This window comes from Pseudomonas sp. FFUP_PS_473 (assembly GCF_002858665.1).
Taxonomy (GTDB): domain Bacteria; phylum Pseudomonadota; class Gammaproteobacteria; order Pseudomonadales; family Pseudomonadaceae; genus Aquipseudomonas; species Aquipseudomonas defluvii.
In genome coordinates this window covers 1-26099 of the sequence record NZ_PJQQ01000053.1, presented here as the reverse complement: position 1 = coordinate 26099, position 26099 = coordinate 1, and the positions used below count along the sequence as shown (strand labels likewise).

29 protein-coding genes, 1 tRNA gene and 1 pseudogene are annotated in these 26099 nt (G+C 57.7%); 11 read left to right on the top strand and 20 right to left on the bottom strand.

The window, feature by feature from the left end; all coding sequences use genetic code 11:
- Window positions 1-129 precede the first annotated feature (129 nt).
- The 10 genes and pseudogenes from CYD26_RS23455 to CYD26_RS23410 all read left to right on the top strand — a co-directional run bounded on the left by CYD26_RS23455 (window position 130) and on the right by CYD26_RS23410 (window position 8319).
- Window positions 130-1110, top strand: coding sequence for an IS5 family transposase (locus CYD26_RS23455; protein ID WP_060514611.1), 981 nt, complete (start codon window positions 130-132; stop codon window positions 1108-1110).
- 765 nt (window positions 1111-1875) lie between these two features.
- Entirely contained in the window at window positions 1876-2241 is a 366-nt protein-coding gene (locus tag CYD26_RS23450; protein WP_102053796.1) for a helix-turn-helix domain-containing protein, read from the top strand.
- 79 nt (window positions 2242-2320) lie between these two features.
- Window positions 2321-2959, top strand: a complete 639-nt coding sequence (gene uvrY, locus CYD26_RS23445; protein WP_099774263.1) for a UvrY/SirA/GacA family response regulator transcription factor — start codon at window positions 2321-2323, stop codon at window positions 2957-2959.
- A gap of 2 nt (window positions 2960-2961) precedes the next feature.
- Window positions 2962-4785 carry an excinuclease ABC subunit UvrC gene (gene uvrC, locus CYD26_RS23440; protein WP_065761977.1) on the top strand — a complete coding sequence of 608 codons (1824 nt, stop codon included), beginning with the start codon at window positions 2962-2964 and terminating at the stop codon, window positions 4783-4785.
- Window positions 4786-4817: 32 nt separating this feature from the next.
- A complete protein-coding gene (gene pgsA, locus CYD26_RS23435; protein ID WP_102053795.1) occupies window positions 4818-5378 on the top strand; it encodes a CDP-diacylglycerol--glycerol-3-phosphate 3-phosphatidyltransferase in 561 nt (186 codons plus the stop codon).
- Window positions 5379-5444: 66 nt separating this feature from the next.
- A tRNA-Gly gene (locus CYD26_RS23430) sits at window positions 5445-5520 on the top strand.
- 225 nt (window positions 5521-5745) lie between these two features.
- A pseudogene (locus CYD26_RS23425) lies at window positions 5746-6978 on the top strand (tyrosine-type recombinase/integrase); the annotation flags it as partial.
- Between the two features lie 232 nt (window positions 6979-7210).
- Window positions 7211-7462: a YoeB-YefM toxin-antitoxin system antitoxin YefM gene (yefM, locus tag CYD26_RS23420; protein ID WP_075117073.1), complete on the top strand. Its 252-nt coding sequence runs from the start codon at window positions 7211-7213 to the stop codon at window positions 7460-7462.
- Window positions 7459-7713: a Txe/YoeB family addiction module toxin gene (locus CYD26_RS23415; protein ID WP_075117074.1), complete on the top strand. Its 255-nt coding sequence runs from the start codon at window positions 7459-7461 to the stop codon at window positions 7711-7713. The genes yefM and CYD26_RS23415 overlap by 4 nt, the downstream gene beginning before the upstream one ends.
- 216 nt (window positions 7714-7929) lie before the next feature.
- Complete coding sequence (locus CYD26_RS23410; RefSeq protein WP_094267730.1) at window positions 7930-8319, top strand: DUF3742 family protein; 390 nt, start codon at window positions 7930-7932, stop codon at window positions 8317-8319.
- 7 nt (window positions 8320-8326) lie between these two features.
- On the opposite strand, the gene CYD26_RS23405 is transcribed toward CYD26_RS23410, so the two are convergent.
- Entirely contained in the window at window positions 8327-9847 is a 1521-nt protein-coding gene (locus CYD26_RS23405; RefSeq protein WP_102053794.1) for a conjugal transfer protein TraG N-terminal domain-containing protein, read from the bottom strand.
- A 15-nt stretch (window positions 9848-9862) separates the two neighbouring features.
- A complete protein-coding gene (locus CYD26_RS23400; protein ID WP_094267732.1) occupies window positions 9863-10213 on the bottom strand; it encodes a hypothetical protein in 351 nt (116 codons plus the stop codon).
- Between the two features lie 313 nt (window positions 10214-10526).
- On the opposite strand from CYD26_RS23400, the gene CYD26_RS23395 reads away from it, so the two are divergent.
- Window positions 10527-11324 carry a hypothetical protein gene (locus CYD26_RS23395; protein WP_102053793.1) on the top strand — a complete coding sequence of 266 codons (798 nt, stop codon included), beginning with the start codon at window positions 10527-10529 and terminating at the stop codon, window positions 11322-11324.
- Window positions 11325-11331: 7 nt separating this feature from the next.
- Here CYD26_RS23395 and CYD26_RS23390 read toward each other — a convergent pair whose 3' ends face one another.
- From CYD26_RS23390 to CYD26_RS25335, 18 genes are all read right to left on the bottom strand, one after another.
- Window positions 11332-12195, bottom strand: coding sequence for a phage integrase N-terminal domain-containing protein (locus tag CYD26_RS23390; protein WP_094267734.1), 864 nt, complete (start codon window positions 12193-12195; stop codon window positions 11332-11334).
- An 810-nt stretch (window positions 12196-13005) separates the two neighbouring features.
- Window positions 13006-14148, bottom strand: a complete 1143-nt coding sequence (locus tag CYD26_RS23385) for an STY4528 family pathogenicity island replication protein (protein WP_094267735.1) — start codon at window positions 14146-14148, stop codon at window positions 13006-13008.
- 243 nt (window positions 14149-14391) lie between these two features.
- On the bottom strand, window positions 14392-14673 hold the full coding sequence (locus CYD26_RS23380; protein ID WP_094267963.1) for a HigA family addiction module antitoxin: 282 nt from the start codon (window positions 14671-14673) through the stop codon (window positions 14392-14394).
- A 92-nt stretch (window positions 14674-14765) separates the two neighbouring features.
- Window positions 14766-15029, bottom strand: a complete 264-nt coding sequence (locus CYD26_RS25625; protein ID WP_197731401.1) for a hypothetical protein — start codon at window positions 15027-15029, stop codon at window positions 14766-14768.
- Complete coding sequence (locus tag CYD26_RS25620) at window positions 14992-15585, bottom strand: hypothetical protein (RefSeq protein ID WP_176978485.1); 594 nt, start codon at window positions 15583-15585, stop codon at window positions 14992-14994. The genes CYD26_RS25625 and CYD26_RS25620 overlap by 38 nt, the downstream gene beginning before the upstream one ends.
- A gap of 3 nt (window positions 15586-15588) precedes the next feature.
- Window positions 15589-16407: a hypothetical protein gene (locus CYD26_RS23370; RefSeq protein ID WP_197731400.1), complete on the bottom strand. Its 819-nt coding sequence runs from the start codon at window positions 16405-16407 to the stop codon at window positions 15589-15591.
- Between the two features lie 69 nt (window positions 16408-16476).
- A complete protein-coding gene (locus CYD26_RS23365; RefSeq protein ID WP_075123233.1) occupies window positions 16477-16902 on the bottom strand; it encodes a hypothetical protein in 426 nt (141 codons plus the stop codon).
- Window positions 16903-17082: 180 nt separating this feature from the next.
- Entirely contained in the window at window positions 17083-17298 is a 216-nt protein-coding gene (locus CYD26_RS23360; protein WP_075123232.1) for a hypothetical protein, read from the bottom strand.
- Window positions 17299-17350: 52 nt separating this feature from the next.
- A complete protein-coding gene (locus CYD26_RS23355) occupies window positions 17351-17818 on the bottom strand; it encodes a hypothetical protein (protein ID WP_079890275.1) in 468 nt (155 codons plus the stop codon).
- 7 nt (window positions 17819-17825) lie between these two features.
- Complete coding sequence (locus CYD26_RS23350) at window positions 17826-18551, bottom strand: hypothetical protein (protein ID WP_102053792.1); 726 nt, start codon at window positions 18549-18551, stop codon at window positions 17826-17828.
- 92 nt (window positions 18552-18643) lie between these two features.
- Complete coding sequence (locus tag CYD26_RS23345; RefSeq protein WP_102053791.1) at window positions 18644-19060, bottom strand: hypothetical protein; 417 nt, start codon at window positions 19058-19060, stop codon at window positions 18644-18646.
- Between the two features lie 162 nt (window positions 19061-19222).
- Window positions 19223-20500, bottom strand: a complete 1278-nt coding sequence (locus tag CYD26_RS23340; RefSeq protein WP_094267737.1) for an efflux RND transporter periplasmic adaptor subunit — start codon at window positions 20498-20500, stop codon at window positions 19223-19225.
- A complete protein-coding gene (locus CYD26_RS23335) occupies window positions 20493-21977 on the bottom strand; it encodes a TolC family protein (RefSeq protein ID WP_094267738.1) in 1485 nt (494 codons plus the stop codon). Before CYD26_RS23335 ends, CYD26_RS23340 begins: the two co-directional genes overlap by 8 nt.
- The gene (locus tag CYD26_RS23330) at window positions 21970-23211 is read right to left on the bottom strand and encodes an ABC transporter permease (protein ID WP_094267739.1); all 1242 of its coding nucleotides are present in this window, start codon (window positions 23209-23211) and stop codon (window positions 21970-21972) included. The genes CYD26_RS23335 and CYD26_RS23330 overlap by 8 nt, the downstream gene beginning before the upstream one ends.
- The gene (locus CYD26_RS23325) at window positions 23204-23905 is read right to left on the bottom strand and encodes an ABC transporter ATP-binding protein (protein WP_094267740.1); all 702 of its coding nucleotides are present in this window, start codon (window positions 23903-23905) and stop codon (window positions 23204-23206) included. The genes CYD26_RS23330 and CYD26_RS23325 overlap by 8 nt, the downstream gene beginning before the upstream one ends.
- Before the next feature lie 67 nt (window positions 23906-23972).
- The gene (locus CYD26_RS23320) at window positions 23973-24728 is read right to left on the bottom strand and encodes a hypothetical protein (RefSeq protein WP_094267741.1); all 756 of its coding nucleotides are present in this window, start codon (window positions 24726-24728) and stop codon (window positions 23973-23975) included.
- An 85-nt stretch (window positions 24729-24813) separates the two neighbouring features.
- Window positions 24814-25284 (bottom strand): hypothetical protein, encoded by a 471-nt coding sequence (locus tag CYD26_RS23315; RefSeq protein ID WP_094267742.1) that lies wholly within the window; start codon window positions 25282-25284, stop codon window positions 24814-24816.
- A gap of 437 nt (window positions 25285-25721) precedes the next feature.
- A partial coding sequence (locus CYD26_RS25335; protein ID WP_218197066.1) for a hypothetical protein occupies window positions 25722-26099 on the bottom strand: 378 nt, incomplete at its 5' end.

The window sequence follows — 26099 nt, the reverse complement described above, 5'->3', positions numbered from 1 at the left end:
AGCGAGGATCCTCTATTGATGTAGAGGTGCTGCGGTCGGCCCGCTGCCGGGGGGAGGCGTCCATACCATCTGAAAAAGACTTCCTGATTTGGCAAAATCTCCGGATACCAGTCGCCGAGCTTCTCGATGATGAAACAGATGTCCTTCGCCGACGCCGAGTACGCCGGCAAGCGCAAGCAGACACGCAAGGAGTTGTTCCTGATCGAGATGGATCAGGTGGTGCCCTGGAAGGGTTTGATTGCGCTGATTGAGCCGCATTACCCAAAGGGTGAAGGTGGTCGTCCGGCCTACCCATTGATGGCGATGCTGCGTGTACATCTGATGCAGAACTGGTTCGGCTACAGCGACCCGGCGATGGAAGAGGCTTTGTATGAGACGACCATTCTGCGTCAGTTTTCTGGTCTGAGTCTTGAGCGAATCCCTGACGAAACCACCATTCTCAATTTCCGCCGCCTGCTGGAAAAACACGAGCTGGCGACCGGAATTCTCGGCGTCATCAATGGCTATCTGGGCGACCGTGGCCTGTCGTTGCGTCAGGGCACCATCGTCGATGCCACCCTAATTCATGCCCCCAGTTCGACCAAGAACAAGGACGGCAAGCGCGATCCCGAGATGCACCAGACGAAGAAGGGAAACCAATATTACTTTGGTGCCAAAGCCCATATCGGGGTCGATGATGAATCTGGCCTGGTGCACAGCGTGGTGGTCACGGCGGCCAATGTTGCGGACGTCACGCAGGCCGGCAAACTGCTGCACGGTGAGGAAAACGTGGTGTGCGCCGATGCGGGTTATACCGGGGCCGAGAAGCGCGAAGAGCACGCGGGACGCAAGGTCATCTGGCAGATTGCAGCCCGTCGCAGCACTTACAAAAAGCATGGAAAACGCAGTGCCCTGTACAAAGCGATACGCAAGATCGAGAAAGCCAAGGCTCAGGTTCGCGCCAAGGTTGAGCACCCGTTTCGGGTGATCAAGCGCCAGTTCGGTTATACGAAGGTGCGCTTCCGAGGCTTGGTGAAGAACACTGCACAGATGGTGACGCTGTTCGCCCTGTCGAACCTGTGGATGGCACGCCGACATTTATTGGCAAACGCAGGAGAGGTGCGCGTGTAATACAGGAAATGGCTGCGGCGCAGTGGCTTGCAGTAGCCGATGGGCCTGAAAGTCGAAGGGGATTGACCAAATTTCGACGGGCGTCGTTTTTTGAAGTGCTGATCGTTCGATAACCGGTAAATATCCGGCTATTTCAGACCATCCTTAGACATGTTTATAGGGCGGCAGGCGCACGCTGACAGACAGCGCGAAGTTGTATTGCGCAGGCGGTTTTTCTGTCTTTTTTACATCCTATAAGACGACTTTTAATACTTGCAAGTGGCGAGTGTCTACAAAGTTGATGAGTGGTCAAATTAAATCAGTTAAATGTAAAAAATCTTTTTAAATCAATGACTTAAAGTTTGATGTAAGTTGGGCGTCAAAAAATTGAAGGCTTTTTCGTGGTGGTTTGTTGACGTCAAAATGTCTGCTTAAGGCGTTTTTTTGGCCTGAAACATTGAGGTGTGTTCATTTTTTTGGCGCGTGCGCTCGCGCAGTGTCAGTGCGCGCAGTTCATGTGTTTTTTATAGTGTGTGGTGGGCTGCTGCAGCTAACTTCGATAACATTCAATACTCTGTAATACCGCTGTGATAGGGAACTTCTGCGGTGCCAGAATTAATGTTCAAACACTAACGGTGTGTGGGAATGAGTGGCGTCATGTCGGGCTGTCACGGGCTGGCTTGTGTTGCACGCTGCATCGCGTGCATAGTTCAGCAGCGCTTCATTACCTATTGTTATTTTCAGGGAGCCCCCTTGGGGGTGTCGTGTAAGGGATTTTGTATTCAGATGACTGGAATCGGTTCGCGTATCAGGGAAGAAAGAGAGCGGCTTGGGCTGACTCAGCGTGCTTTTGGCGACATCGGTGGTGTCGAGCCCAATGCTCAGGGCAAATACGAGAGTGGTGAGCGAACGCCCAAGCTGGACTATCTGGCCGCTGTGGCAGGGCGCGGTGTCGATGCCTTGTATGTGCTCACCGGGGTGCATACTCCGGTGACGGCCAAGGGCTTGTCGTCTGCTGAAAGCCAGTTACTCGATTGCTATCGAACATTGCCGCAGGCCGATCAGGAGGCTGTGGTGCAATTGCTTCACAGCCTGTCCAGGGGGATGCAGCGGTCCGCTGTGGGTGTAAGGAAATTGACGTCGGTATCGTGACGCTTTCCGTTAGGATTCGTGCCGGGTTTTTTGTTAGAGTGGCGGGATCCAATTTAAGACCGTAACGCGAGGTGTCAGCTTGATTAGGGTCCTGGTGGTCGATGATCACGATCTGGTGCGTACAGGCATTACCCGAATGCTGGCTGATATCGACGGTCTTCAGGTGGTCGGCGAGGCGGATTCGGGCGAGGCTTCGTTGAAGGTCGCGCGTGAGTTGAAGCCGGATGTCGTCCTGATGGACGTCAAGATGCCGGGTATCGGCGGCCTGGAAGCCACCCGCAAGCTGCTGCGTAGCCACCCTGATGTGAAAGTGGTGGCGGTAACGGTCTGTGAAGAGGACCCGTTCCCGACACGTTTGCTGCAGGCTGGAGCTGCGGGCTACCTGACCAAGGGCGCTGGGCTGGATGAAATGGTGCAGGCCATACGCCTGGTGTTTGCCGGGCAGCGTTATATCAGCCCACAGATCGCCCAGCAGCTTGCACTCAAGCCGTTCCAGCCGCAGGGTTCGCCTTTCGACGCGTTGTCCGAACGAGAGATCCAGATCGCGCTGATGATCGTCGGTTGCCAGAAGGTACAAATCATTTCCGACAAGCTGTGCTTGTCGCCGAAAACCGTGAACACGTACCGTTACCGTATCTTTGAAAAGCTTTCGGTCACCAGCGACGTCGAACTGACGTTGCTGGCGGTCCGCCATGGCATGGTCGACGCCAATCTCTGAACATGATCCCTGTTTTTGATTCAAGCGCCTTCCTGGCGACCTGCAGTGGTCGCCCGGGCGTCTATCGAATGTTCGACGAGGACGCGCGCCTGCTTTATGTAGGCAAGGCGAAGAACCTCAAAAAGCGCTTGGCCAGCTATTTCCGCAAGACCGGTCTTGCGCCGAAAACGGCAGCGCTGGTGGGCAAGATCGCTCAGGTCGAAACCACCATTACCGCCAATGAGACCGAGGCGCTGCTGCTGGAGCAGACGCTGATCAAGGAATGGCGGCCGCCTTACAACATCCTGCTACGTGACGACAAATCCTACCCCTATGTCGTGCTTTCCGAGGGTGAATACCCGCGCCTGGGCATTCACCGTGGCGCCAAGAAGGCCAAGGGCAAGTATTTTGGGCCTTATCCCAGCGCCGGAGCCATTCGCGAGAGCCTGAACCTGCTGCAAAAAACCTTCCTGGTGCGCCAGTGTGAAGACAGCTATTACAGCAACCGCACGCGGCCTTGCCTGCAGTATCAGATCAAGCGCTGCAAGGCTCCGTGTGTCGGTCTGGTTGAGCCGCAGGTGTATGCCGAGGATGTACGTCACTCGGTGATGTTCCTGGAAGGGCGCAGCCACCAACTGACCGATGAGTTGAGTGCTGCCATGGAGCGTGCAGCCATGGCCCTGGAGTTCGAGCGCGCGGCTGAGTTGCGCGATCAGATTGCCTTGCTGCGGCGGGTCCAGGACCAGCAGAGCATGGAGGGCGGTAGCGGTGATGTCGATGTGATAGCCGCGTTCGTCAACCCGGGTGGTGCCTGCGTACACCTGATCAGTGTGCGTGGCGGGCGAGTGCTGGGCAGCAAGAACTTCTTTCCGCAGGTGGGTATTGAGGAGGACGTGGCCGAAGTCATGGCTGCGTTTCTATCGCAGTACTATGTGGCGAACCCTGAACGCGACCTGCCGGGCGAGTTGATCGTCAACGTGGTGCATGAGGACTTCGAGGCGATCACCGCCGCGATCCATAGCCTGCGTGGCCGCGAGTTGAGCATCAGCCACCGGGTTCGCGGCACGCGCGCGCGCTGGCAGCAACTGGCGGTTACCAACGCCGAACAGGCGCTGATGGCGCGCCTGGCCAACCGCCAGCACATGGCGGCGCGATTTGAAGCACTGGCTCAGGTGCTCAAGCTCGACGAGATCCCTCAACGACTGGAGTGCTACGACATCAGTCACTCCAGCGGTGAGGCGACCGTGGCGTCCTGCGTGGTGTTCGGGCCGGAAGGCCCGCTCAAGTCGGACTACCGTCGCTACAACATTGAAGGCGTGACGGCTGGCGACGATTATGCGGCCATGCACCAGGCCTTGACCCGACGCTTTGCCCGGCTCAAGGAAGGCGAGGGTAAACTGCCCGATATCCTGCTGGTGGACGGCGGCAAGGGCCAACTGAACATGGCTCGGGATGTACTGCAGGAACTAGCCGTACCCGAGCTGATTCTGCTGGGCGTGGCCAAGGGCGTTACGCGAAAGGCTGGCTTTGAAACCCTTTACCTGAATGATGCCGCCCACGAGTTCACGTTGCGCGGGGATTCCCCGGCGTTGCACCTGATCCAGCAGATTCGCGACGAGGCCCACCGGTTTGCCATCACCGGCCACCGTGCTCGACGCGGCAAGGCGCGGCGTACCTCCAGCCTTGAAGGTGTTGCCGGGGTAGGGCCCAAGCGTCGTCGCGACCTGCTCAAACACTTCGGTGGGTTGCAGGAATTGGCACGTGCCAGCGTAGAAGAAATCGCTAAAGCACCCGGAATCAGTAAAAAGCTTGCTGAGTCGATTTATGACAGCCTGCATAGCGAGTAGAATGCCCGCTCACTTTGCAGCCAGTTGTGCCGATGAATATTCCTAATTTGCTTACCGTTCTTCGCGTCCTGCTCATACCGATCTTCATTTTGTTGTTCTATATGCCGTACCACTGGAGCTACCTTGCCGCCAGCACGGTCTTTGCCATTGCCGCAGCGACCGACTGGCTGGATGGCTACCTGGCCCGGCGCCTGCAACAGAGCACACCGTTCGGTGCGTTTCTCGACCCTGTTGCCGACAAACTGATGGTTGCGGTAGCGCTGGTATTGCTGGTTCAGGTGCATGCCAGCCTGTGGCTGACCTTGCCCGCGGCGGTCATCATCGGGCGCGAAATCGTTGTTTCGGCACTGCGCGAGTGGATGGCCGAGCTTGGCGCCCGCGCTCATGTGGCGGTGTCGAACCTGGGCAAGTGGAAGACTGCGGCGCAGATGCTGGCGCTGGTGATCCTGTTGGCCAACCCGCCGGTGCTCAACTTCTGGGTGGTGCTGGGTTATTCGTTGCTGATGATCGCTGCGGGCCTGACCTTGTGGTCGATGCAACAGTACTTGCGGGCGGCCTGGCCACACCTGCGGGACGGTTCAGAAAAAAAATAAAACTTTTTTGAATCAAAGGCTTGACGAGGTTTTTAAAATCGCTAGAATAGCCTCCATCAAGACGACGCGGGAATAGCTCAGTTGGTAGAGCACGACCTTGCCAAGGTCGGGGTCGCGAGTTCGAGTCTCGTTTCCCGCTCCAATTCTTCATCTATAGACGTCCACCAAAGTCTATAGGTTCTTGATTCAACAGGGTTTCAGCCCTGGGGAATGTCTAGCGAAAGCTACTCAATTCCACTGTCAACCACGCCCGATCAGTACACGAAACAGTACATGAAATCCGGGCGGTTGCTGGTGCGGATTGTTTGCTGAGTCACTGCCCCTGAGCACGGTACACCTCTCCTCAACCCGAGAAGGAGGCGTACCCATGGCGTTAACCGATGCCGTCGTCCGGCAGGCCAAGACCACCGGCAAAGACTACACCCTCAACGATACGGACGGCCTGGTGCTGTTCGTCACCGCCCGAGGGGCCAAGAAGTGGCACTTCCGCTTCACTTGGCTGGGCAAGCAACAGCGCGTTGCCGTTGGCAGTTACCCGGAAATGTCCCTCAAGGAGGCGCGCGAGCAGCGCGACGACCTGCGAGCGCAGGTTGCCCGTGGCGTTGATCCGCGTGTTCACCGTCTGCAGGTCAAAGCGGCGGAGCTGGCCGCCCCCCTGAACACCTTTGCATCTGTCTTCAAGGCCTGGCGCGACTTCAAGGCGCTGAGCCTGAAAACCGGCCGCCAGAGCACCTTGTCGCAGATCGACCGCATTTTTGCCAAGGACGTGCTGCCCTGGCTGGGCAAGCTGTCCATCTTCGATATCGACAATCCGCACCTGCTGGATGTACTGCGTCGCATTGAGCGGCGCAAGGCGTTCACTACCGCCGAGAAGGTGCGCATCTGGTTCAATCAGTTGTTCCGCTATGCGATGGTCGAAAAGGGTCTGCGCTACAACCCGGCCAGCGACCTCGATATCGTGGCCGCACCCAAACCGCCCGTATCGCACAACCCGTTTCTGCGCATGGACGAGCTGCCGGCCTTCCTGCAGACCTTGCGCAATTATGGCGGCCAGGAAGTCACCAGGATGGGCCTGCGCCTGTTGCTGCTGACCGGCGTGCGTACTGGGGAGCTGCGCCAGGCGGTGCCCGAGCAGTTCGACCTGGAGCGTGGGCTGTGGATCATCCCGCCCGTTATCGTCAAGCAGTTACAGGTCAAGCTGCGCCGAGAAGGCAAAACCATTCCGCCCTACATCGTGCCGCTGCCCCAGCAGGCCATCGACATCGTGCGTGTGCTGCTCGACGAGCACGCCCGTCGCCCCGCGCAGCACTACCTGCTGTCGCATCGCAGCCGCCTCAAGGAACGCATCAGTGAAAACACGCTCAATGGCGCACTGCATCGCATGGGTTATGCCGACCTGCTGACCGGGCATGGTATCCGTGCGACGATCTCCACGGCGCTCAATGAACTGGGCTACCCGAAGGAATGGATCGAGGTGCAGTTGTCACATGCCGACCCCAACAAGATCCGCGCGGCCTACAACCATGCGGACTATGTGGAGCAGCGCCGGATGATGATGCAGGACTGGGCCGACCGGCTCGATGCCTGCGAGCGTGGCGAGCCGATCGCTCAGCCTGTGCTCCCGCAGGCGGCGCCGCACAGCATGGCGGGGATCGAAAGCTATCTGCGTCTGCTGGCGCAGGGGCGTTTGCCGCAGCCGGTGGACGGCGTGCTGCAGCGTCATATCGTGGGCTGATGCAGGGGCTTCGGGGTGGCTTGCCAGTGGCATGGAAATCTGGTAATCGGATTTCGCTTGATGTACAATGAGCTGTACATATGAAAGAGAGGTTGCCATGCGCACTATCAGCTATACCGAAGCCCGGCAGAACCTGTCGGCCACCATGGTGCAGACCGTCGAGGATCGCGTGCCTACCCTCATTACCCGCCAGAACGGCGAGGCGTGCGTGCTGATGTCGCTGGAGGAGTACAACGCGCTGGAGGAAACGGCTTACCTGCTGCGCTCGCCGGCCAACGCGCGCCGCCTGATGGATTCGATTGACAGCCTCAAGCGTGGCCAGGGTGTCGAGCGGGATATCGCCGAGTGAAGCTGATCTGGTCTGAGCAAGCCTGGGACGATTATCTGTACTGGCAAGAGGCGGATAAGCGTATGGTCAAGAAGCTCAACGAGCTGATCAAGGAGACCCGCCGCACCCCTTTCGAGGGCAAGGGCAAGCCGGAGCCGCTTCGCCACAACCTGGCGGGCTTCTGGTCGAGGCGGATCACCGCCGAGCACCGGTTTGTGTATTCGGTGACGGACGAGGCGCTGCTGATTGCCGCCTGCCGTTATCACTATTGATGGCCGGAGACAGCCGGCCCGGTGAAGGAGCTGCACCGGTTGTGCCGGCTCCATGCGGGAGGAAGGCTTTTGTGCCTTTTGGCCTTTTCGGATAGGGCCTTTGACCCTTGAGCCTCTTCCCTTGTCGCAACCCCTTGAGGCCCTTTGCCGTTTCCCTTTGAAGGCAGAGGCAGCAAAGGCCCAGGGCAAGGTTGCTGAGCCAGCGAGGTATCCATCATGCCGCAGCACGACACACAGAGGCCGCGCACTGCCTGGAAACTGGGCCAGTGGCTGGGGAGCGGCTACCGGGCGTTCCTGCGCCAGGAGGCCCGTTTTGTGGCCTGGCTGACCGGGCATGGCGTGCCGCGGACGCTTGCTCGTATCCTGCCCTGGGCATTCAGGATCGTCGCCGTGCTGGTGCTGCTGTACCTTGCGTTCTGGGTGGCCCTGGTGTTCCTGGGCGCTGCGTTGTTGGCGCATGCAGGCCGTAGCACTGGTGCCGATCATGATCAGGACTGGGTAATTCCAGACCCTGACGAGCACATGAAGAATCCGGGCTACGACCCGAATCTCTACAACGACCCGCCAGATCCCAGCTACTACGATCCCCGATACGACAAGGACTAGATGCGGGCTATTTCAGCGTACCGCCAGACATTGCTGAGGCCCCCTTCGCGCCGGCCTGCCCGGCACCGCTGGTTCCGTCATTCAGTCCTTTCAAGGCTCCACCTGCGCGTACGCCCACCCAGCCCAATGCGGCAACCCAAAACGTCGGCAGCACAATGAACATGGTGCCCATGACGAAATTCAGCAGCATGTCGCCGAAGGTGTTATCCAGCCCCATCATGATGTTGAAGTTCATGTGCGGCCGGTTGAATCCCATGCCCCAGCCATACAGGGCATCGAGGATGGTCGAGTCGACCCAGCGGGCCAGCTCGAACCAGAAATCGACGAAGTACAGCGCGAAGTAGACGCAACTGATCGTGACGAAGGCGCGGATATCGTAGGTGGCCAGGGTGAACAGCAGTGGCGTGCTGATGATCAGCGCCATCTTGAGCAGCGACATCACCATCGGCAACGCCTGGCGCACCACGTCCATCGCCGGGAAATAGGCCAGGCTGCCCACCGCCATCCCCACATCGCCGGCGGCGCGGGTGACGATGTTCGGCAGCGTCTTCTCAATTTGTCCGCCGTAATCGGCGTAGACGTTGCCCAGATTCATTTTCTGTCGACCCGGGGCGGCAATGGCACGCACCACCGAGTCATCTACTTCGGTGCGGCTCAGAAAACCGGCCCAGCCCGCAATCCGGCTGAGCAGGCCGGGCTCAACCTGCTGCAGCAGGCGGGCTCGCAGGCCGTTGCCGGCATCGTTCCACCACTGGCTGCAGGTGGGGTAGCCGGCACCGCTTGGCACCTGGGCCAGGCCAGCGTCCCGGTCACTGTCGTAGGTCCAGCCGTCGCGTGGGGTCTGGGCGCGATAGGTGTCGTAATAGCCTGCAGTGTCGGTGAAGAAGCGCGAGCCAATCCAGGTCACGTCGTGCATCTGGTTGTCGTCGAGATCGGGGCGGCTCATGAACAGTTTGGCGCGTGCCGGGCCGTAGCAGTCGTGGGTGAAGTCGGCCACTTCCTGCGCGAGAACCGGGTCGGCGATGCGGGTGGCGTTGATCTCCATGCGCATTTGCCGCAGGTCAGTACCACAGGGAATTGCGGCCACTGAGGCGCCGGTCACCGCCCGCGACAATGCGTGCATGAATACCCACCACACCGGAACCTTCGCGCTCTGGTTGTTGAGGGTCGTGAAGGACTGGCTCCAGCCGGTATCGGTGGGCAGCGGCACGTTCACCTGGCACTGGGCCGAACGACTGGTATCGAACTTGATAGTCGCCAGATCTACGTCGATGGTCGGCACGCAGGCGAACATCACCACGACGATGGCGACCCAGATACGGTTCTCGATGCGTTGAGACGACAGGATGCCCTTGTTGCCCTCGTCGGCACCCTCGGTTCGCACGTTCAGCCACTCGCCGAGGATGATGGCCAGGAACGGCAGCGCGATCACTCCGCTGGTCACCACGATGGCCCAGATGCCGTTGTGCACGATCCAGGCGACGAGCGTCAGGTAATACTCCAGATAATCGGTTGTCAGCAATGTCATGGCTCGTCACCAGCCTTAGTGCAGTCGCAGCCAGTTGCTGGCTTCGGACAGGACGATGGCGAGCACGCCCAGCACCTCGACCCGGCGCAATTGCCGGTGTGATTGCGGATCGCGCGCCAGGCGGCGCCGACGTACCCAGGGCCAGACGGCAAGGACGGCGGCGTACAGGCACAGGCGCCAGACAAAGAAGTGCCCGGCGTGATCGTCGAGCCACTGTTGCCAGTTCTCGATACCGCCCAGTAAATGGATGCCGGCAAAGGCGACCACGAAGGCCAGGACGAACAGGCTGGCGACCAGCAGCGCCATGATGATGAGCAAGCGACGCAATGGCCGATCAGGCTTGGTGGGTGAGAACGGCGAGGGCATGACAGTTTCTCCGGAGCAAAGGAACGCTCCGGGCAGTTCATGACAAACCGCCGTGTTCTTCGACAAACAATGCGGCATTCACCCTCACCGCATTGCCGCCCAGGATCTGTCATGCCTTGCGGTGAAACTCAATGGCATGGTGGCGCAGTTCAAGGTGTAATGCTCGCTTTGCGATTTAATCTGTATAAAAATACAGAGAATTGCAGCAGGCCCGATAAGCAAGCCGTCTTCGGAGTGAGTTGTCATTTAATGGCAGCGTTGCTCTTCAGGCGGCTTTTCTTTCGGGTCGGTATAACATGTAAAGGAGCATTGATTGGACGCGTTTGTTACCTGGGTCAATAACCCACTTGTACAAAGTGCCGTTATTTCCCCACTTGTGGGCGCCATATTGGGGCTGCTATTTGGCGGATTCAACAACACCCCTTCGCCTGCGGCACCTGTCACAGTGCAGCAGACCGTTATCACCTTCAGGCAAACGGTCGTGGTGAATCAAGGCCGGGGAACATCCTCTTCTTCGGACGACGTGTGGGCTTACCTTGGCGCACTATTTCTGGTCGTGGCCGTTGTCATCTGGGGATATAGCCGTTACGCCAGTGACATCCTGCACTATTGGCTGAGTGGGGTGTTTTCCTGCACGGCGTTTATCCTGGCAGCTGGTTTGGCCTCTGCCATCCGGGGGCAATACAACAGCGCGGAATGGGGCTGGTACATCTTCACGCCCCTGGTTGCCGTGGGCGCCTCCATCTACCTGACCGAACTGGCGCAAGCAGGCATTATTGCCGGCGCCCGTGAGGCGGCTTTCCGCTACGGGATCATTGATTACTATTTTGATGTACTGGAGGACGAGCACCGGATCTGGATACTGTCTCAGCTCTTCGGGGTCGTGATGGGGATCGGCGCAACGCTTGCTGCGGCACTCCGATCGCTACATTACCTCGCCCTGATGAACCAGCGGGCCAGCGGCACGCTGTCCTCGCTCTGGTTTGCCCTGGCCCGGTACACCCGGTTTTCCGCTCGTATCAGCGGTGTCGTGCTGCTGATCATGCTGCTCGGTGCGGCCTACTTCATGCTCTCGGGCCAGGCGTATGAACTGTGGATGCGACGAGGCTAGCCGGCGACTAGCGCCCCACATACAGCGTGACGATCTGGGGCCGTTCATGGCCGAGTTCATGGCTGATAATCTGGCGAGCCTGCGCATCGACCTGGCGCTGGGCCGGGGTCAGGTCGCGCGCCGTCGGCCCGCCCGCAGCCGGCGCCTGCCAGCCGGTCAGTGCCTCATATCTTGCCTGGGCATACTGATGACGTAGGCCGTGCATATTGCTCAGTCCTGCCGCCTTGCACTGGCCGTCATACACGTGCTGCTGCTGGATATAGGACTTGTGCGCCGGGATCAGCGAACCGGCGCCCGCCAGCGTCCGGGCCGCATCGAGCACCGTCCGTTGCTGCGGCGTGGTGATGGGCACACTGCGTGGTTTACCGCCCTTCGTCCATGATCCTTTTAGCGCTATGTGGTCGCCCCGGTCTGCCCAGGCCGGCTGGAACTTGATGCACTCCTGGCGGCGCAGCCCGAAGGCGGCCTGTAGGCGCAGGCTCATCTGCACATGCGCATCGCGGATGGCCTCCAGGCGCTCGTCCAGGGTCTGTGCCTTACTCTGGTTGGTGCTGTACTGGCGCTCAGGAATGCCGAGCTGGCGGTTGTCGGCAGGCAGAAGCCCCCCTTTGCCGATCTTCTCGGCCCACCAGCGCAGATGGCTCAGGCGGTTTTTCAGGGTGCCGGTCGACAGCCCCTGTGCCTGCCACTGGTTGAGCAGCGCATCGACGTGCTTGCCCTTGAGCGAGCGAGCCTGCATCTGGTTGAACCCCGCGTCACGCAACTGGCGGGCCATCAGCGTCAGGGAGCGCTGCCGGTCGGCCTGTGTGGCGAAGCTGCCGTCACGGTTGCGTCGGCACAGCTGTTTCAGCGTCCAGGTCAAATCATCCACCGCCTGCCTCCTGTGTCCTGGGTGTAGCGTCATGCTGAGAACTTGATCGGTTAGTGTTATTGCCAACTCGCTATGGCGAGATCCCCGAAGGGCGAAGGGTCTGGGTGCTCAGCACACCCGTTGCCTCGGTATGAGGCGTCCGCCTTGCTTCCTGTGGGAAGACCGGGCAGCCAGTCATGGTGCGTAGTGCATGGATAAACCTCCTGTGGATGGGATAAGGGACAGCTCCCGGCTGATGACGACAGCGGGCATGGGACAAACAGGCAGCAGGACGCTGCGGCGGATGGGACGACGCCGGATGGCTTGATGAGAACGGTGGCTCACCCTGTTGCAGGGCGGCGCGCGAACGAGCCTGGCGCACCTGGGGTGGCTTCATCCTTGCGGACAGGCACTTGCAGAAGCCGGTGCCTTTGGGGTGGCCGGATGGGTACGGCCCGCGCAATGACGGCGCATGGAAACTGCGCCAGCATGTCCGGCGTTGTACCTGCCGGTAGGTCACTGCCGGGACAGTATCGCCCGGCCATCATCATGTGCGACAGAGACAATGCGATGCTGCGCCAGCCCGTATTGTTGCTGCAGTTCGCCGTGTCGTCACTGCGGTGTGCAGTGACGACCCGGCAGCCGTACGTTGCCCGATCTGGCGCAGGCAATGAGCGTTCATGTGACCGCCGTCTTGCTCGGTTAGTCGCGGCGCGGGGCCTGTTCCCGATGGCTGTGCCACTGACGCGGCCTGCGGCCTTGTCGGCTGCCCGACCCGTCAGGCCATCAGGCCGCCCTGCCTGGTCAGGCAGCGCCAGGGTTTGCGCCTGCTCATGCTGGATCAGGCTGCCACCCTTTGTCCTGCATGAGCCGGGCGGCAAGCTCACTGGCATCCGTGGGCTTGCCCAGCATGCTGCGAATGTTGGCGAGGTGTGCCCTGACGACTTCCGGGGCTGCGGGCTTGAACGCGGGGGACGGTGGTGCAGTCGGCTGAGTGGCGACCACGGCGGGCTTTGCCGGGGCGGGAGGGCTGGCAGGCTGACGCAGCCTGCGACCCGCCCAAAAACGGAATTCTCCGGCCAGTACCCGCTTGATCAACCCGAAGAAATAGGCGATGGCATTGCGTACCACGCCGCTCTGACTGCGGGCCTGCAATTCATCGAGGACATCCTGACGCTGTTGCTCAGGCAACTGACGCAGCGCCGCCTGAATATCCTGTTGCTGCCTGGGCTTGACGCCGATCAGGCAGGGTGGCAACTGCACGGAACTGGATTTTTCGTTTTCGCCCGCGCAGTACGTACTTTTTTTATACTTATACAAACTATACGTAGGCGCAGAATCCTGAATGGTCTGCCGGGCGCGATGGTTCTGTGGCAGAACGGCCATTGGATTGGCGGATGCGTTGGCTGGTTCTTCCGGGGCGTCGGTATCCGCAGGTTGAGGCTGCCCGGTCGCCGTCGATGCCGGTGGCGGCGGATCGTTATGATCGTCGTCAGCGACAGGGCCGGGCTTTTCATCCGTCATCGTGGCCTGGATGTGGCTGGCTACCCGTGATACCTGATTGTTTTCGTGGCGTTCTGATTCGTGTAGCAAATCCGGCAGGCTGGCATCAAGTTCGCAGGCCTGGGCAAACCTGAGAGGGTGGTCGTGTACCTGGTACAGCTCACTCAATACATGGCCGGTCAGTGGGTCGCGGTGTTGGCCGATCAGGCTGATCCAGCCGGTCAAGCGCAGCACCACCAGTACGCGCCAGGCGGTCTCGTAGCCAGCACGCTGGCCCAGCGGGATCGAGGTGAGGTAGCGGCGCAGTTGTCCAAGATTCGCCAGCGGACTGAGGCCGTCAGCGGCACGCAGCATCCGAAGCACCTGCCAGCCATTGCGTTCAAGGGGCGTCAGGCGGGTGTCGAGCATCAGGGCGGTAGGAGTGCCAAGTAAGGTCTCGCCTGCAGAGGCGTTGCTGTGAGGGTGCGTCATGTCAGTTCTCCAGAATGGCAGGCGGGTTCGCCCGATGCCCTGCATCTCACTGGAGTTCTGTTTTCATGTCAGGCAACAATAGGTTCTGCGGCACAACCCTATTTCATACCGCCGTCAGACTGTGGCCGCTGACGTTCGGTGCGCGACGGCGGGGCCTTTCCGATGCACTCGGGCATGAACAGGCAAAGCAGCATTCACGCGGTTACAACCGCTTGACTCACACATTCAGGCCAATAACAAAAGTCAGGGGTACAGTCGGATAATGGGAGGGTGAGGCCGTTGCCTGGCTTGCCACAACGACCAGGCTTGTTGCTCGGCAAGATACTGGCGAGCGCTGCCCAGTCCAGCCAGTTCCAGTCGGTGCGCGAGTTCGGCACGGACAGGCAAGCGGCCATTCAGTACGGCACGCAGATGGCGGGGGCTGAATCCCAGGTGGGTAGCCAGGGCATCGGCGTTGATGCCCAGCGCTGGAAGTACGTCAAGGCGTAGTGCTTCGCCTGGGTGAGGTGGATTGTGCATGGGGATAACGTTCTCCGGCTTCCAAGCAGAGGGACAAGCGTTATGGATGCGCACGTTGCTCGGTTGGACGATAAAAGCCTGTTTTGCTTATCCGGTTATCATTGTGCCTTAGAAAGTCCAATCGCTTTCTCCAGGACGGCTTGCAGCATTTCCTGCGATGACTGACCTTCTTTGAAGATGCTTTCAGAGAGTTTCTCGGTGTCTTCCTCGGTTGCTTGTTTGATTAGGGCGAGCGGTCCCCATTGGTCTAGTTGTTCTTGGTACAGGCTATCGATGCTGTCCCTGTGACCATCCGGGTAGGCCGCCTTTTCTACCGGAGGCAGATCATCGAAGTAGTCCAGAATGCTTTTGAAAAAAATCACGGTTATCGCCACCATTTGTTAGTTTGGCTGACAGGCTGGAGAAATATGCTTCATCCTGCTTGCTAAGTTCCCCATAAGCGGCATATCGTTCTGCTTCTGTGTAAGTTCCCGAATCATCATAGACAATGGCGCTCAAATCATTTCGAGCCATGCCTGCGAACGGATTGGAAAGATGCTTGGGCGGGGATTGGGATAGCCCGATGGCCCAATCCAGAGACTTCTGGCCTAAAGTCAATCGAGCGGGATCGTCTGTTTTTGGAAGTAAGTCGTCTTTGTTATAGCTCCCGCCTGCAATAAGGTGTCCGAAATTATAAATATCCTTCTGTCCTTTTGCATATAGGCTCTTCAACTCGCTTTGTGACATGGATGTCTGTCGCTCGATAGCACTGCTTTGAATATAGCGTGCCTGAGCGGAACTGGATATTGAAACGGTTGCGGCAGTGCTTGAGTTGGTGTTTTCAGTAGTGGACTTTGTAGTGTTCTCCGATCGCAAGCCTTCCTGAGCAGGCGCTTTTGCGGGAATGCTCGTCTGATAAGATTTGATCGAGATGTTCATGGTTTATTGTGCCTTAGAAAGCCCAATCGCTTTCTCCAGGACGGCTTGCAGCATTTCCTGCGATGACTGACCTTCTTTGAAGATGCTTTCAGAGAGTTTCTCGGTGTCTTCCTCGGTTGCTTGTTTGATTAGGGCGAGCGGTCCCCATTGATCCAGCTGTTCTTGATACAGACTGTCGATGCTGTCCCTGTAACCATCCGGGTAGGCTGCCTTTTCTACCGGAGGCAGATCATCGAAGTAGTCCAGAATGCTTTTGAAAAAATCACGATTATCGCCACCATTTGTTAGTTTGGCTGACAGGCTGGAGAAATATGCCTCGTCCTGCATGCGGAGTTCTGCTGAGGCAGCATATCGCTCGGCCATGGTGTATGTTCCGGAGTCATCATAGACCACGGCACTCAGATCATTTCGGGCCATTCCAGCAAAAGGGTTAGAAGCATTCCCCGGGGGGGATTGATGAAGGGAAATGGCGTATTCCAGAGATTTTTTTCCCAGTTCCAATCGTGCGGGATCATCTGTTTGTGGTAGCAAATCATCTTTATTGTAATTTTTGCTGCCGAGAAGTTGGCTGAAATTGTATATATCAGACCATGTACTTGAGTGTAGCTGCTTTAATTCACCTTGCGACATGGCAGCTTGGCGCTCGGTTGCGCTGCTCTGGATATAGCGGGCTTGTGCGGAGCTGGATATTGAGACGGTTGCGGCAGTGCTCGAGTTGGTGTTTTCAGCGATGGACTTTGTAGTGTTGTCCGAACGCGGTATTTCCTGGGCAGGCACTTGTGCGGGAATGCTCGCCTGATAGGATTTGATCGTGATATTCATAGCAATACTCCAAAAGCCGGAGATAACAGCATAGCTATCCCCGGCCAGAGAGCCTAGAGAAATGCCGAATTACTTGATTTCAAATTCGACTGTATAGTTGTACGGAAGCCCAGCTTGGGCCGCAGTGATGTTGGCATTACAGGTGGCGCGAGTGGTGCCAATGCTGGTGCCGGTCTTGGTCCAGCTCGGTACTTTGGTGCTTGGGTTGACCTGGTGCGATGCCGCAAAACGGCATTTCTTGTTGCCGGAAGCGTAGACGAAGCGCATGCCAGAAACCGTATCTGCAACGCTGGTCAGGTAGAAAGTTGTTGTATTGGACGGCAGGATCGAGCCTGGCGTCGGCGAGACGCTACCTGAGAAGTACTCGTAAGTGTATGCTGCTTCGGTGGTGGTGGAGTTTTTCACCTTAACGGTGACAGTAGTATTGGCCGCGTGGGCGGTTGCGACCATCGACGCGAAGAGAGCGGCTGCACCGAACAGTTTAGCGAGTTTCATAAAATGTCCTTTTAAGGTTGATAATCTCTACAGCGCTTGTCCCTCAGCATTCAGGCAAGTACCTGACCTGCCAGGTCTCCCCGGCAGCGGAAGAACATCTAAATTAACGGCGGTAAATGAGAATTCTTTAGCTTTCCTGGCTGTTTTTTCTGCATTTTTTTGCGTAAGTTTTCGTCGTGCTCATGGCGCCAGAACATACCCTGCCTGCAACCCTTGCACCTCAACGCCCTGGGTGATCGCCTGTCCAGGCACGGCAGGAACATTCGCTGGCGTTGCGCCTGCTGTGGCGCGGAACATGACATAAGTTGAACCGTTATTGTCCGTCGCCAAAACCTGGGGCGGAACCACGATGCCCTGCTCGTTGCGGTAGAGGATGACCGCCAGCCGGACGCTCATATCCAGCCTGACCTGCGCGGCTTCGGTCTTCGGCGTATCGAAATGGGCATCATTACTTCATTGCAAGCGCTGCCACCTTCACTAAATCTTCTTTGCTTAAGTTAAGGTCTTTGGTAACTTTTGCCAGCATTTGATTTGCATCTGCCAACGCTCCAGATAGCGCATTGATCATTGCCTGGCTCTGCGCAACTTTCACCTGTCGCGTTTCGTCGCTAAGGCTGGCATCGTTCATGATCTGTTGGAGTTTTTCCTGTTCAGCCTTGAGCTTTTCTTTAAGGTCGCGGATCATTTTCAGAATGCGCTGCACTTCATCGGGGAGGCCGCTATTTTCAATGTCGTCGTATTTCCCTGATGTTTTCTTGTTGGCTTGCCCAGCCATCATAAGGCCAGCCATTGAAATTTTTACAGAGCCTGCGTCATCTGGCTGAGTATTTCCAAGGGGAGACTGCGCACTGCCCGTTGTGATGGTCTGCGCAGGCTGTACGGACATGATGCCGGTTGACGATGTGATGATGCTCATGCGTCCGTCACCCTTGTGAGACTGCCCTTGAGTCCTGTGGCTCTACGGCTTTTGCCGAACGTTGCGCTTGGGCCATTTGTTCAAGTTGCTTGATCAGTTCAGCAATGTCCACATCTTTAGGAACATTCAGTTCTTCAATGCTTTCACCACGAGATAGGCGCTGTGCCAGCTCAGAGAAATTGACTTGGTAGCTTGATGAATTACCGCTTGAATAGTTGCGATCTTGCGGAGAATAGGTTTCTTTCGCTACAGTAGCCCCGGTAACTGGTGAAGCATTTGCAACAGCAGCGATGAGCTTCATGGAATTGATTGCGCCACCACGACTCCCGTTAAATTCACTTCCGGCATATGTGGGAAGTTGTTTTTGCTGAAAATCCCATTGATTGTATTTTGCGTCTTGATTTATCCCCTTGCCATCAGGGCCAAATTCTACTGAGCCAGATATATATCCGAAATTGACTTGTTCGTAAGTCAGAAGTTTTGCGTCGATAAGCCCTCTGTAAAGAGTGAGCATATCATTGCGGCTGGCATCTTTAACATTGATATCTTTTACTATCTCTTTAAATTTATCATAATCATCCTGACTTAGAACGCCACCCAATACCCCGTTTTGGCTGGTTTCTTTCCCTACTTTTACGGTAAATCCCTCATACTGTTTGGGATCAAGCAGTGAACGGTTCGCGTTGAGTGATAAATTGCCCAGTGCATTTGATAACGGGTTAATTGATGGCATGGTCTATGATTCTCCCTTTGAGTTGCCATGACGCGATTTTGATAGAACTGGGGAGCAGACGATGGCTCCCCAGTTCAGCTTTATTAAATCAATCAAGTGCCAGGGATTGTGAACAGTGGCATACGACCTTCCATACGCCAGTTACGTACTTGAGATGTACCTACGTTCTCGATGCGATAACGGTATTGGCCGGTAGCACTGGGTACGAAGCTCCGATTAACAGTTCTTGCTCCATTACTGGTGGTCGAAGACACGAGAGACCACGACGAACCAGAACGTCGCTCAATGATATGGGCGATCCTGCTCGTCGGGTTGTTGCCGGAAAGGTCTTCAAACTTGAACGTCACCGAGCCAATGCACGAGATGCTGAACTCATACACGTTCTGAGAATCACCTGCAGAAAGGCTTGCCCCGCTGCTGGTGATGTTCATATAAGCGCATGCAGCAGCCGCCATGTTGCTGGTACTCAGCAACAATGCCGCGAATAGCGAGAAGAACAGTTTTTTCATACGATACTCCTTGTGGATGAAATAGCTGAATCCCCTTCGCCCTCGTTCGGCACGGAAAGCTGGTGAAGGGTAACTTCTATAACGGCAGGAAATGAGAATTCTTTAGCTTTTCTTGACTGTTTTTTCTGCAATTTTTGCGTGATTTTTTGCCGTCGCCCACGTTCAGGGCACCAGAACATACCCTGCCTGCAACCCTTGTACTTCAATGCCCTCAGTGATTGCCCGTCCTGGTACAACCGGAATCTTCGATGGCGCTGTATCTGCGGTGGCGCGGAACATGACATAAGTTGAACCGTCACTGTCCGTCGTCAATGCCTGTGGCGGCACCACGATGCCCTGCTCGTTGCGGTAGAGGCTGACCGCCAGCCGGGCGCTCATACCCAGCCTGACCTGCGCGGCTTCGGTCTGCGGCGTATCGACGGCAATCACAATGTCGTAGTGGGCGGCTGCGCCGGGGGCATCCGCCGCGTTGCCCTGTACCGCGATGGCGGCAATACGGCCTGTCAGCGTTATCCCGGCGAAGCCATCGCCCGTGATTTGCACGGGCATGCCCTCGCGTAGCTGATGCAGGTCGGTTTCCTCTACGCGGGTGAGTACCTGGATGCGATCCAGCCCGATTACGGTCAGCAGTGGCGTGCCTTGCGTGACCTGTACGCCAGCCTGCGCGATAAGCGCTTTTCCGCCCTCGGGCACCGATGGACGCGCCACCACGCCAGGAAATGGCGCTCTAAGCACGCGCCGTTCGCTTTGCGCCGTCACGGCCTGATAGCGGGCTTGTGCGTTGGTCAGCTCCATCTCGGCAATCTTGCGTTCTTCGCCCTGGCCGCGAGACTCGGCGGTACGCAGTTCGTCCCGGGCGGCAAGCAGGTCTTGCTGCTGGGTGCGTACCTGCTGCGCCAGCGTATCAACTTCCATGCGGGCCACGATCCCACGCTCGAACAACGCCCGCGTGTCTCGCAGGTTGGCCTGCGTGGCTTCCAACGTTGAACGAGCGGTCTGCACGGCGCGTCGGGCGCGTGACACTTCGGGGCTGCCGTCCCAGTTGCGCAGTTGATGGGCTTCCCGTTGTGCCTTGAGCAGTTCGGCCTGTGCCTGCCGCAACTGGATTTCGATTTGCGCCGGGTCAAGCCGCAGCAGTGTCTGGCCCGCCTCAACGGTTTGACCTTCCTGCACCAGCACGTCCCGAATGACGCCTTCAAACGGCGCGGACAGGGTTTCCTGCCGGGCAGCCTGGATGCGGCCCACCAGGCCCAGCTGCTGTTCCACCAACTGGGGCTGTACCTGCACCCATTGCGCTTGTGGTTGCTGGGGGATGCTGGCGTTGTCGGATTGCCAGAAGGCGGCGGAAGTCGCGGCTGTCAGCAACACGAGTAACGCCGAACGCATGGGGTGGCGGCGGACGTGTGCGATCAGTGGGTCTATCAAGCGATTTTTAATCATTCAGCGATATGTCCCAGCTTTCCAGTGTGGTGCCCAGCGTCTGATCGAGTTCGGCCTGCGCGTTCAGGTAGCTGATCAATGCGTTCAGGCGGGCGTTCTCGGCATTGCGCAGGTCGTTCTCGAAACTCAGCACCTGAAAGTTGCTGGAGCGGCCCACGGTGAGCTTTTCCCGTTCAATTTCCAGCTTGCGGCGTGAAAGGTCGAGCGCACGCTGGGCGATTTCGTACTGTCGCCAGCGGGTGCCAATATCGCGCACCGCATTCGCCACGTCGCGCTCCAGTTGCTGGCGGGCTTCGGCCAGCTGGATTTCCTGATTGCGCACGTTGACCTGGGCCTGTACCTCGGCCTGGCGCGTGCTGAGGTCGCCAATGGGGATTTCGACCTGGATGCCGACATAGTTTTCCCAGGTTCGTGCGGAACCGCTCAGGGTATTGCGGTCGCGTATCTGGCTGGCGCCGCCCACCAGAGAAACGTCCCACAGGCGGTCATTACGCGCTACGGCAAGATTGATGGTGGCCTGTTCGCTGTAGATGAGTTGAGAGAGCCAGGCGGGTTGCAAGGCTTCGGCTTGCCGGAGCGCCTCAGCGGCATTGACGTCCACGCGCCGCGCCTGCAGTGCCTCGGTGGCGACTATCGGCGTATTCAGATTCAGGGCGAGTAGCTGCAACAGGGCAAGCCGTGCGGTATCCGTCTGATTGCGGGCCTCTTCATAGGCCAGTTCCTGTGAGGCGACTTCGGCCTCTGTCTGCACGATTTCAAACTCGGCCATGCGTCCGGCAGCGATCATGGCGCGGTTGACTTCAAGCAACTGACGGGCGCGTTGCAACGATTCCCTGGAAATCTTCAACTGCTCCTGTGCCTGCAGCAGGGTGCGGTAGGACGCAATCACTTGCGTGATGGTCTGCGAGACAGTGGATTTCAGGTTGAGCCGGTTGGCCTGCTCGGATAGCCGCGCCAGGCGCACCGGTGCTGTCGCAATATCCTTGCCTGCGCCGCGTAACAACGGCTGGATCAGAGAAATGTTGGCCCCGTCATTGCGTGACAGCCCGGCCTGGTCGGCCTGCGTATGGCGGTACGTCCAGCCCAGGCTTACGCGGGTGCCATAGGGCGTCAGCAATGTGGTTGTGGGGGTTACGGTGCTTTCCCGGTAACGGTCATCCTGATTCCGGCTGGAAAGATAGCCGCCGCTGAGCACCAGTTTGGGTGTGAAGCGGTCTTCCGCCACGCGCAGGTCGAATTTCTGGGCAATGCGATCGAGATAGGCGCTGCGGATGGCGCGGTTGTCGCGCAGCCCCAGATAGATCGCGTCGCTCAGGGTCAACTCGATGGTCTCGGCATTGAGTGAAATGCTGGCCGTCGTCGATGATGGCTGACCCTGGCGGGTCGCCTGGGATGGGCGCAGCGCCCCATCTGTCCTCGCCTGCGCAACGACAGGGGCCATCAGCATGAGTGCGATGAGGATAGACACTTTACGCATCACGCAACGCCTGTACCGGGGTGAGGCGCGCAGCCGCCATCGCAGGCGACAGCCCGAAAAACAGGCCGGTTGCGATGGCGCTGCCAATACCGAGCGGCAATGCCGCCGCCGAGAATGAGAAGTCAGACCAGCCCGAGTAGTGAACGAAGGCCCAGGCCATGATCAGGCCAACAGCCGCGCCAGCCAGTGCCCCGGTGGCGGCCAGTACAACCGCTTCCAGCAGGAAGAGCCTGGCAATGTCCCTGGGGCGAGCGCCGAGCGCCATACGCACGCCTATCTCACGGCGGCGCTCGGCGACGTTCATCACCATGACATTCATGACGCCGATGCCGCCGACCAGCAGGGCGATACTGCCCAGTCCTGCCAGCAGCCAGGAAAACAGGCGTGACTGTTTCGCCATGCCCTCAAGCAACAGTCGGGGAATTTGCACGTTGACCTCATAGCCGGGCATCCTGCCTTCCACCCATTGCTGCAGGGCGGGGGAGGTTTGCACCAGCGTTGCGCCGTTGGGGTTGCGGGCCAGTACGCTGGTGATCTGCGGACTGGGGATGATGCGTCGCATGCCTTCCAGTGGCAGCAAAATGGCGTCGTCCGGCGGGGCGGGAAGCAATGGGTTCTGGCCTGCGGGTTGCAGGATGCCGATCACCTGAAACAGATAACCGCCGATCTGAATGCGGTCGCCGGGCTGGGCATGGATGCCTGCGTTTTCCCACGCCGCTGCGACATTCGCACCCAGCACCGCATGGGTACTGTGCGTATCGAACTGGCTCAGGAAACGCCCCTGCGCCAGTTGGAGATCCAGCACGCCGGGCAGGTCGGCATTGCTGCCCAGTATTGTTGTACTCAGAGCATGGCCTTTAAGCCGGGCGTCACTACTGGTCAGGATGAGAGGAGCTGCCGCTGTAATGTCGGGGATGGCCTGGCGCAACGCGGCGGTATCCAGTGTGGCGACGTTCGGTAACGCCTCGCTGCGGCCGCTGCCGGGGATCTGCACGTTTGCCACAAGCAGATCGCTGCCCATCCCCTTGAAGACGTTCATGGCTTCACGTTCGGCGTTGTGCCCGATGTTCAGCAGGGCAACGACGGCCATGCAGCCCACGGCGATCCCCAGCAGCGCCAGAACGGCACGGCGACCGAGCTGGCGCAGATTCTCCACGGGTTCGCGCACCAGGTGCAGCCATGAGGGGCCGTAGCCATGCGATGAGGTCAGTGTGATGGCAGCACGTCTAGGCATGTCCCGCTTCCTCGATCCGGCCATCGCGGACTTGAATGCAACGAGCCATGCGATCGGCAATCCCGGTATCGTGCGTCACCACAACCAGGGTCGTGCCGCGTTCGCGGTTCAAAGACAGCAGCAGCCCGATGATGTCCTGCGCCGTCTGGCTGTCGAGGTTGCCGGTGGGTTCGTCAGCCAGCAGCAGCGAGGGTTCGCCGACAAGGGCGCGGGCTATCGCGACACGCTGGCGCTGGCCGCCCGACATATCGGCGGGTCGATGGTGGCTGCGGTTGCTCAGGCCGACGCGCTCCAGTTGCGTCAGGGCAGCCTGGCGGGCTTGCGGCTGGGGGATGCCGCGATAGAGCAGCGGGAGTGCCACATTGTCGAGCGCATCGAGCCGTGGCAGCAGGTTGAAACTCTGGAATACGAAGCCAATGATCCGATTACGCGCGATGGCGCGTGATTCGGCATCGGCGTTGGTCATGTCTTCGCCCGCGAGCAGAACACGCCCCGAAGTCGGTTCATCCAGCAGCCCGATGAGGTTGAGCAGCGTGCTTTTCCCTGAGCCAGACGCACCAACGATGGCGCAACTTTGGCCTGTGGGGACAGAAAACGACACATCATACAAAACCGCCTGACTGGACGCGCCCGTAGCATAAGCATGCGTAATATTTTCCAGGCGAATCAAATCGGTGTCGTGAACTCTCTGCATCCTCTCTCCAGATGATTTTGCCGTCCCCTTGCCTGTGCTGTCGCAGCAGACGATGATGTTTCTGGGCTTATGATTTCTGGTTATTTGTTAGTCGTTTTGTTAGTTGTTCCAGCAAGGATTCAAGTTCATCTTTATGTTGTGATGACTCTGTGCTTTTAGCCTCCTGTATCCAGCCCTGCAACTGCATGTCATAGCCTTTGGGAAGTTGGGACTCTTCAATGGCGGGTAGAGATTTATAGTGGTCAAGAACTTCCTGGTGGGTCTCTGCAGATATTTTGCCTGTACGGTTGTAGTCATCCATCATTTTGGCAACAACCTTTACGCGCCACTGATATTCCTGATCATCCGCTTCTGATAAAGCCGCACGGCGCTCGTTGACAGTGAAGGCGCCGCTGTCGTCGTAAGCGATTAGTGCAAGTTGGTCGCGTGACATACCTTTGAATGGATTGCTGCCTTGGCCGTTGGTAAAGGCAGTTGCCTGTTTTGCTTGTGCAAGTCGTTGTGAGTCGTCGGAGTTCGGGACTTCTGCATCATGAATAGCTTTGTTGCGTGTATAGCTTTCACCATAAAGCTCATGAGCGGTCGATTGGGCAATAGCTGCAAGTCCGTCACGATTGGTGATGGCGTCTCGTGTTTCGGCTCGAACGGCGGCATCATTAAGCAGGCGTGATAGCGATGAAACCTGCATTGTTGCACTGTTGGGAGTGTTGATTATCTCAGAGGTCTGAGAGTATGTTGTTTCCCCAGTTTTATTAACAAAACTGCGTTCGCTTACTTGAGTTTGTTGAGGCGTGGTTGTGCCAAGTTGATTAATGCTATTCATATAGCGTCCCGTAGGAATTGTAATCTGCATTGCGCTTTCAGAAAGAGGGGCGACCAGTTACATATGCCGGGTCGCCCGTTGTCAGTTACTTCATCGTGAATTCAACCGTCCACGAGTAGTTTGACAAATTCTGCGATTTGATGGTGGCGGTGCAGACTGCCCCACCGCTAGCGGTTGCAGTTTTGTTCCATTTCGGAATTTTAGTTGGGCCGCCAGGTAGCAGAGCGCCGCCCGAGATTTGATTTACGAAGGTTGTACCGAAGACGCAGGTCTTACTGCCTATGGTATAGCGCACGGTTGCTGCGTTGGCATCGGGGCTGATGATATTTTGCACAACGTATGTGTCAGCACCTTGAGGCTGCACTGTCGTTTTTGGCTTAGGGCTTGCATTGGTGTTGGTACTCACCTCATTATTGGTGACGACCTTGTAGGTGGCCTCTTGAGTGCTGAGGTTTTTGAATGTTACGGTCACTGGCGGGCCAGCAAATGCAGCGCCAGCGGCACACATCGTCGCAGCGGCAAGAGCAGCCGACAGCATGGTTTGTTTGATCTTCATATACGATCTCCTTCAGTGGTATTGAACAATGTATCCGTGCAGGGTTTGTGTTCGCCCGTCCGGTATTGCAGCACTTCGTTGTGCGATTCCATGCGGCAATTCTGCTTTATCTTGCCTGCGTTGAAACGTCTTCTCGTGGATTCTTATTCAATGCAGGCTGATAAAATTTTTGTATAAGTTCCCTACGGGTTAACGGCTACAAATGAGAATTCTTTAGGGTTGGATTGCGTTATTTTTGTGCTGCTCGGGCTTCTGCTGAATTGCAGTGTCCTTGTCAGTGAAAGAACGTCCATGGCGGGACAAACCAGGCAACATTGCCACTATGAAGGTTGCTTCGCCTGGCACCATGACCTGAGGCAGCACCTACAAGCTCTTCTTGGCTGGAGCAGGGACGCGGAGTGGTAGATGCAGGCTGGGGCGGTGCTTCTTGTTCGGCATCAGTCACCGCATGGTTGCTGCTGCCCAGGGGCATGCAGGCAATGATCGGGTAAGATGAAGAGACGATATGACCAAAAAACAAGCACTTGAAGCGGTGTCGTGAGAAAGCGCTTGCCAAGACAGCAAGGGTAGTACATAATCCAGTCCGTCAAGCAGAGCGGTGTACCAAAAACCTCTGTTGAATCAATAGGATAGGGATCGACGGGGAAACCCGTTTCCCGCTCCAAATTTGGTGCAGCGAATCTTGATAGCTTCATAGAAAGGTGCGCTGCACATGAAAAACCCCAAGGTGAAAGCCTTGGGGTTTTTTGTTGTGCGCCAGGCATGGCGCGTTGCGCGTTAGCGCAACCCGTTTGGCTGTGGTGGCTGAATGGGTG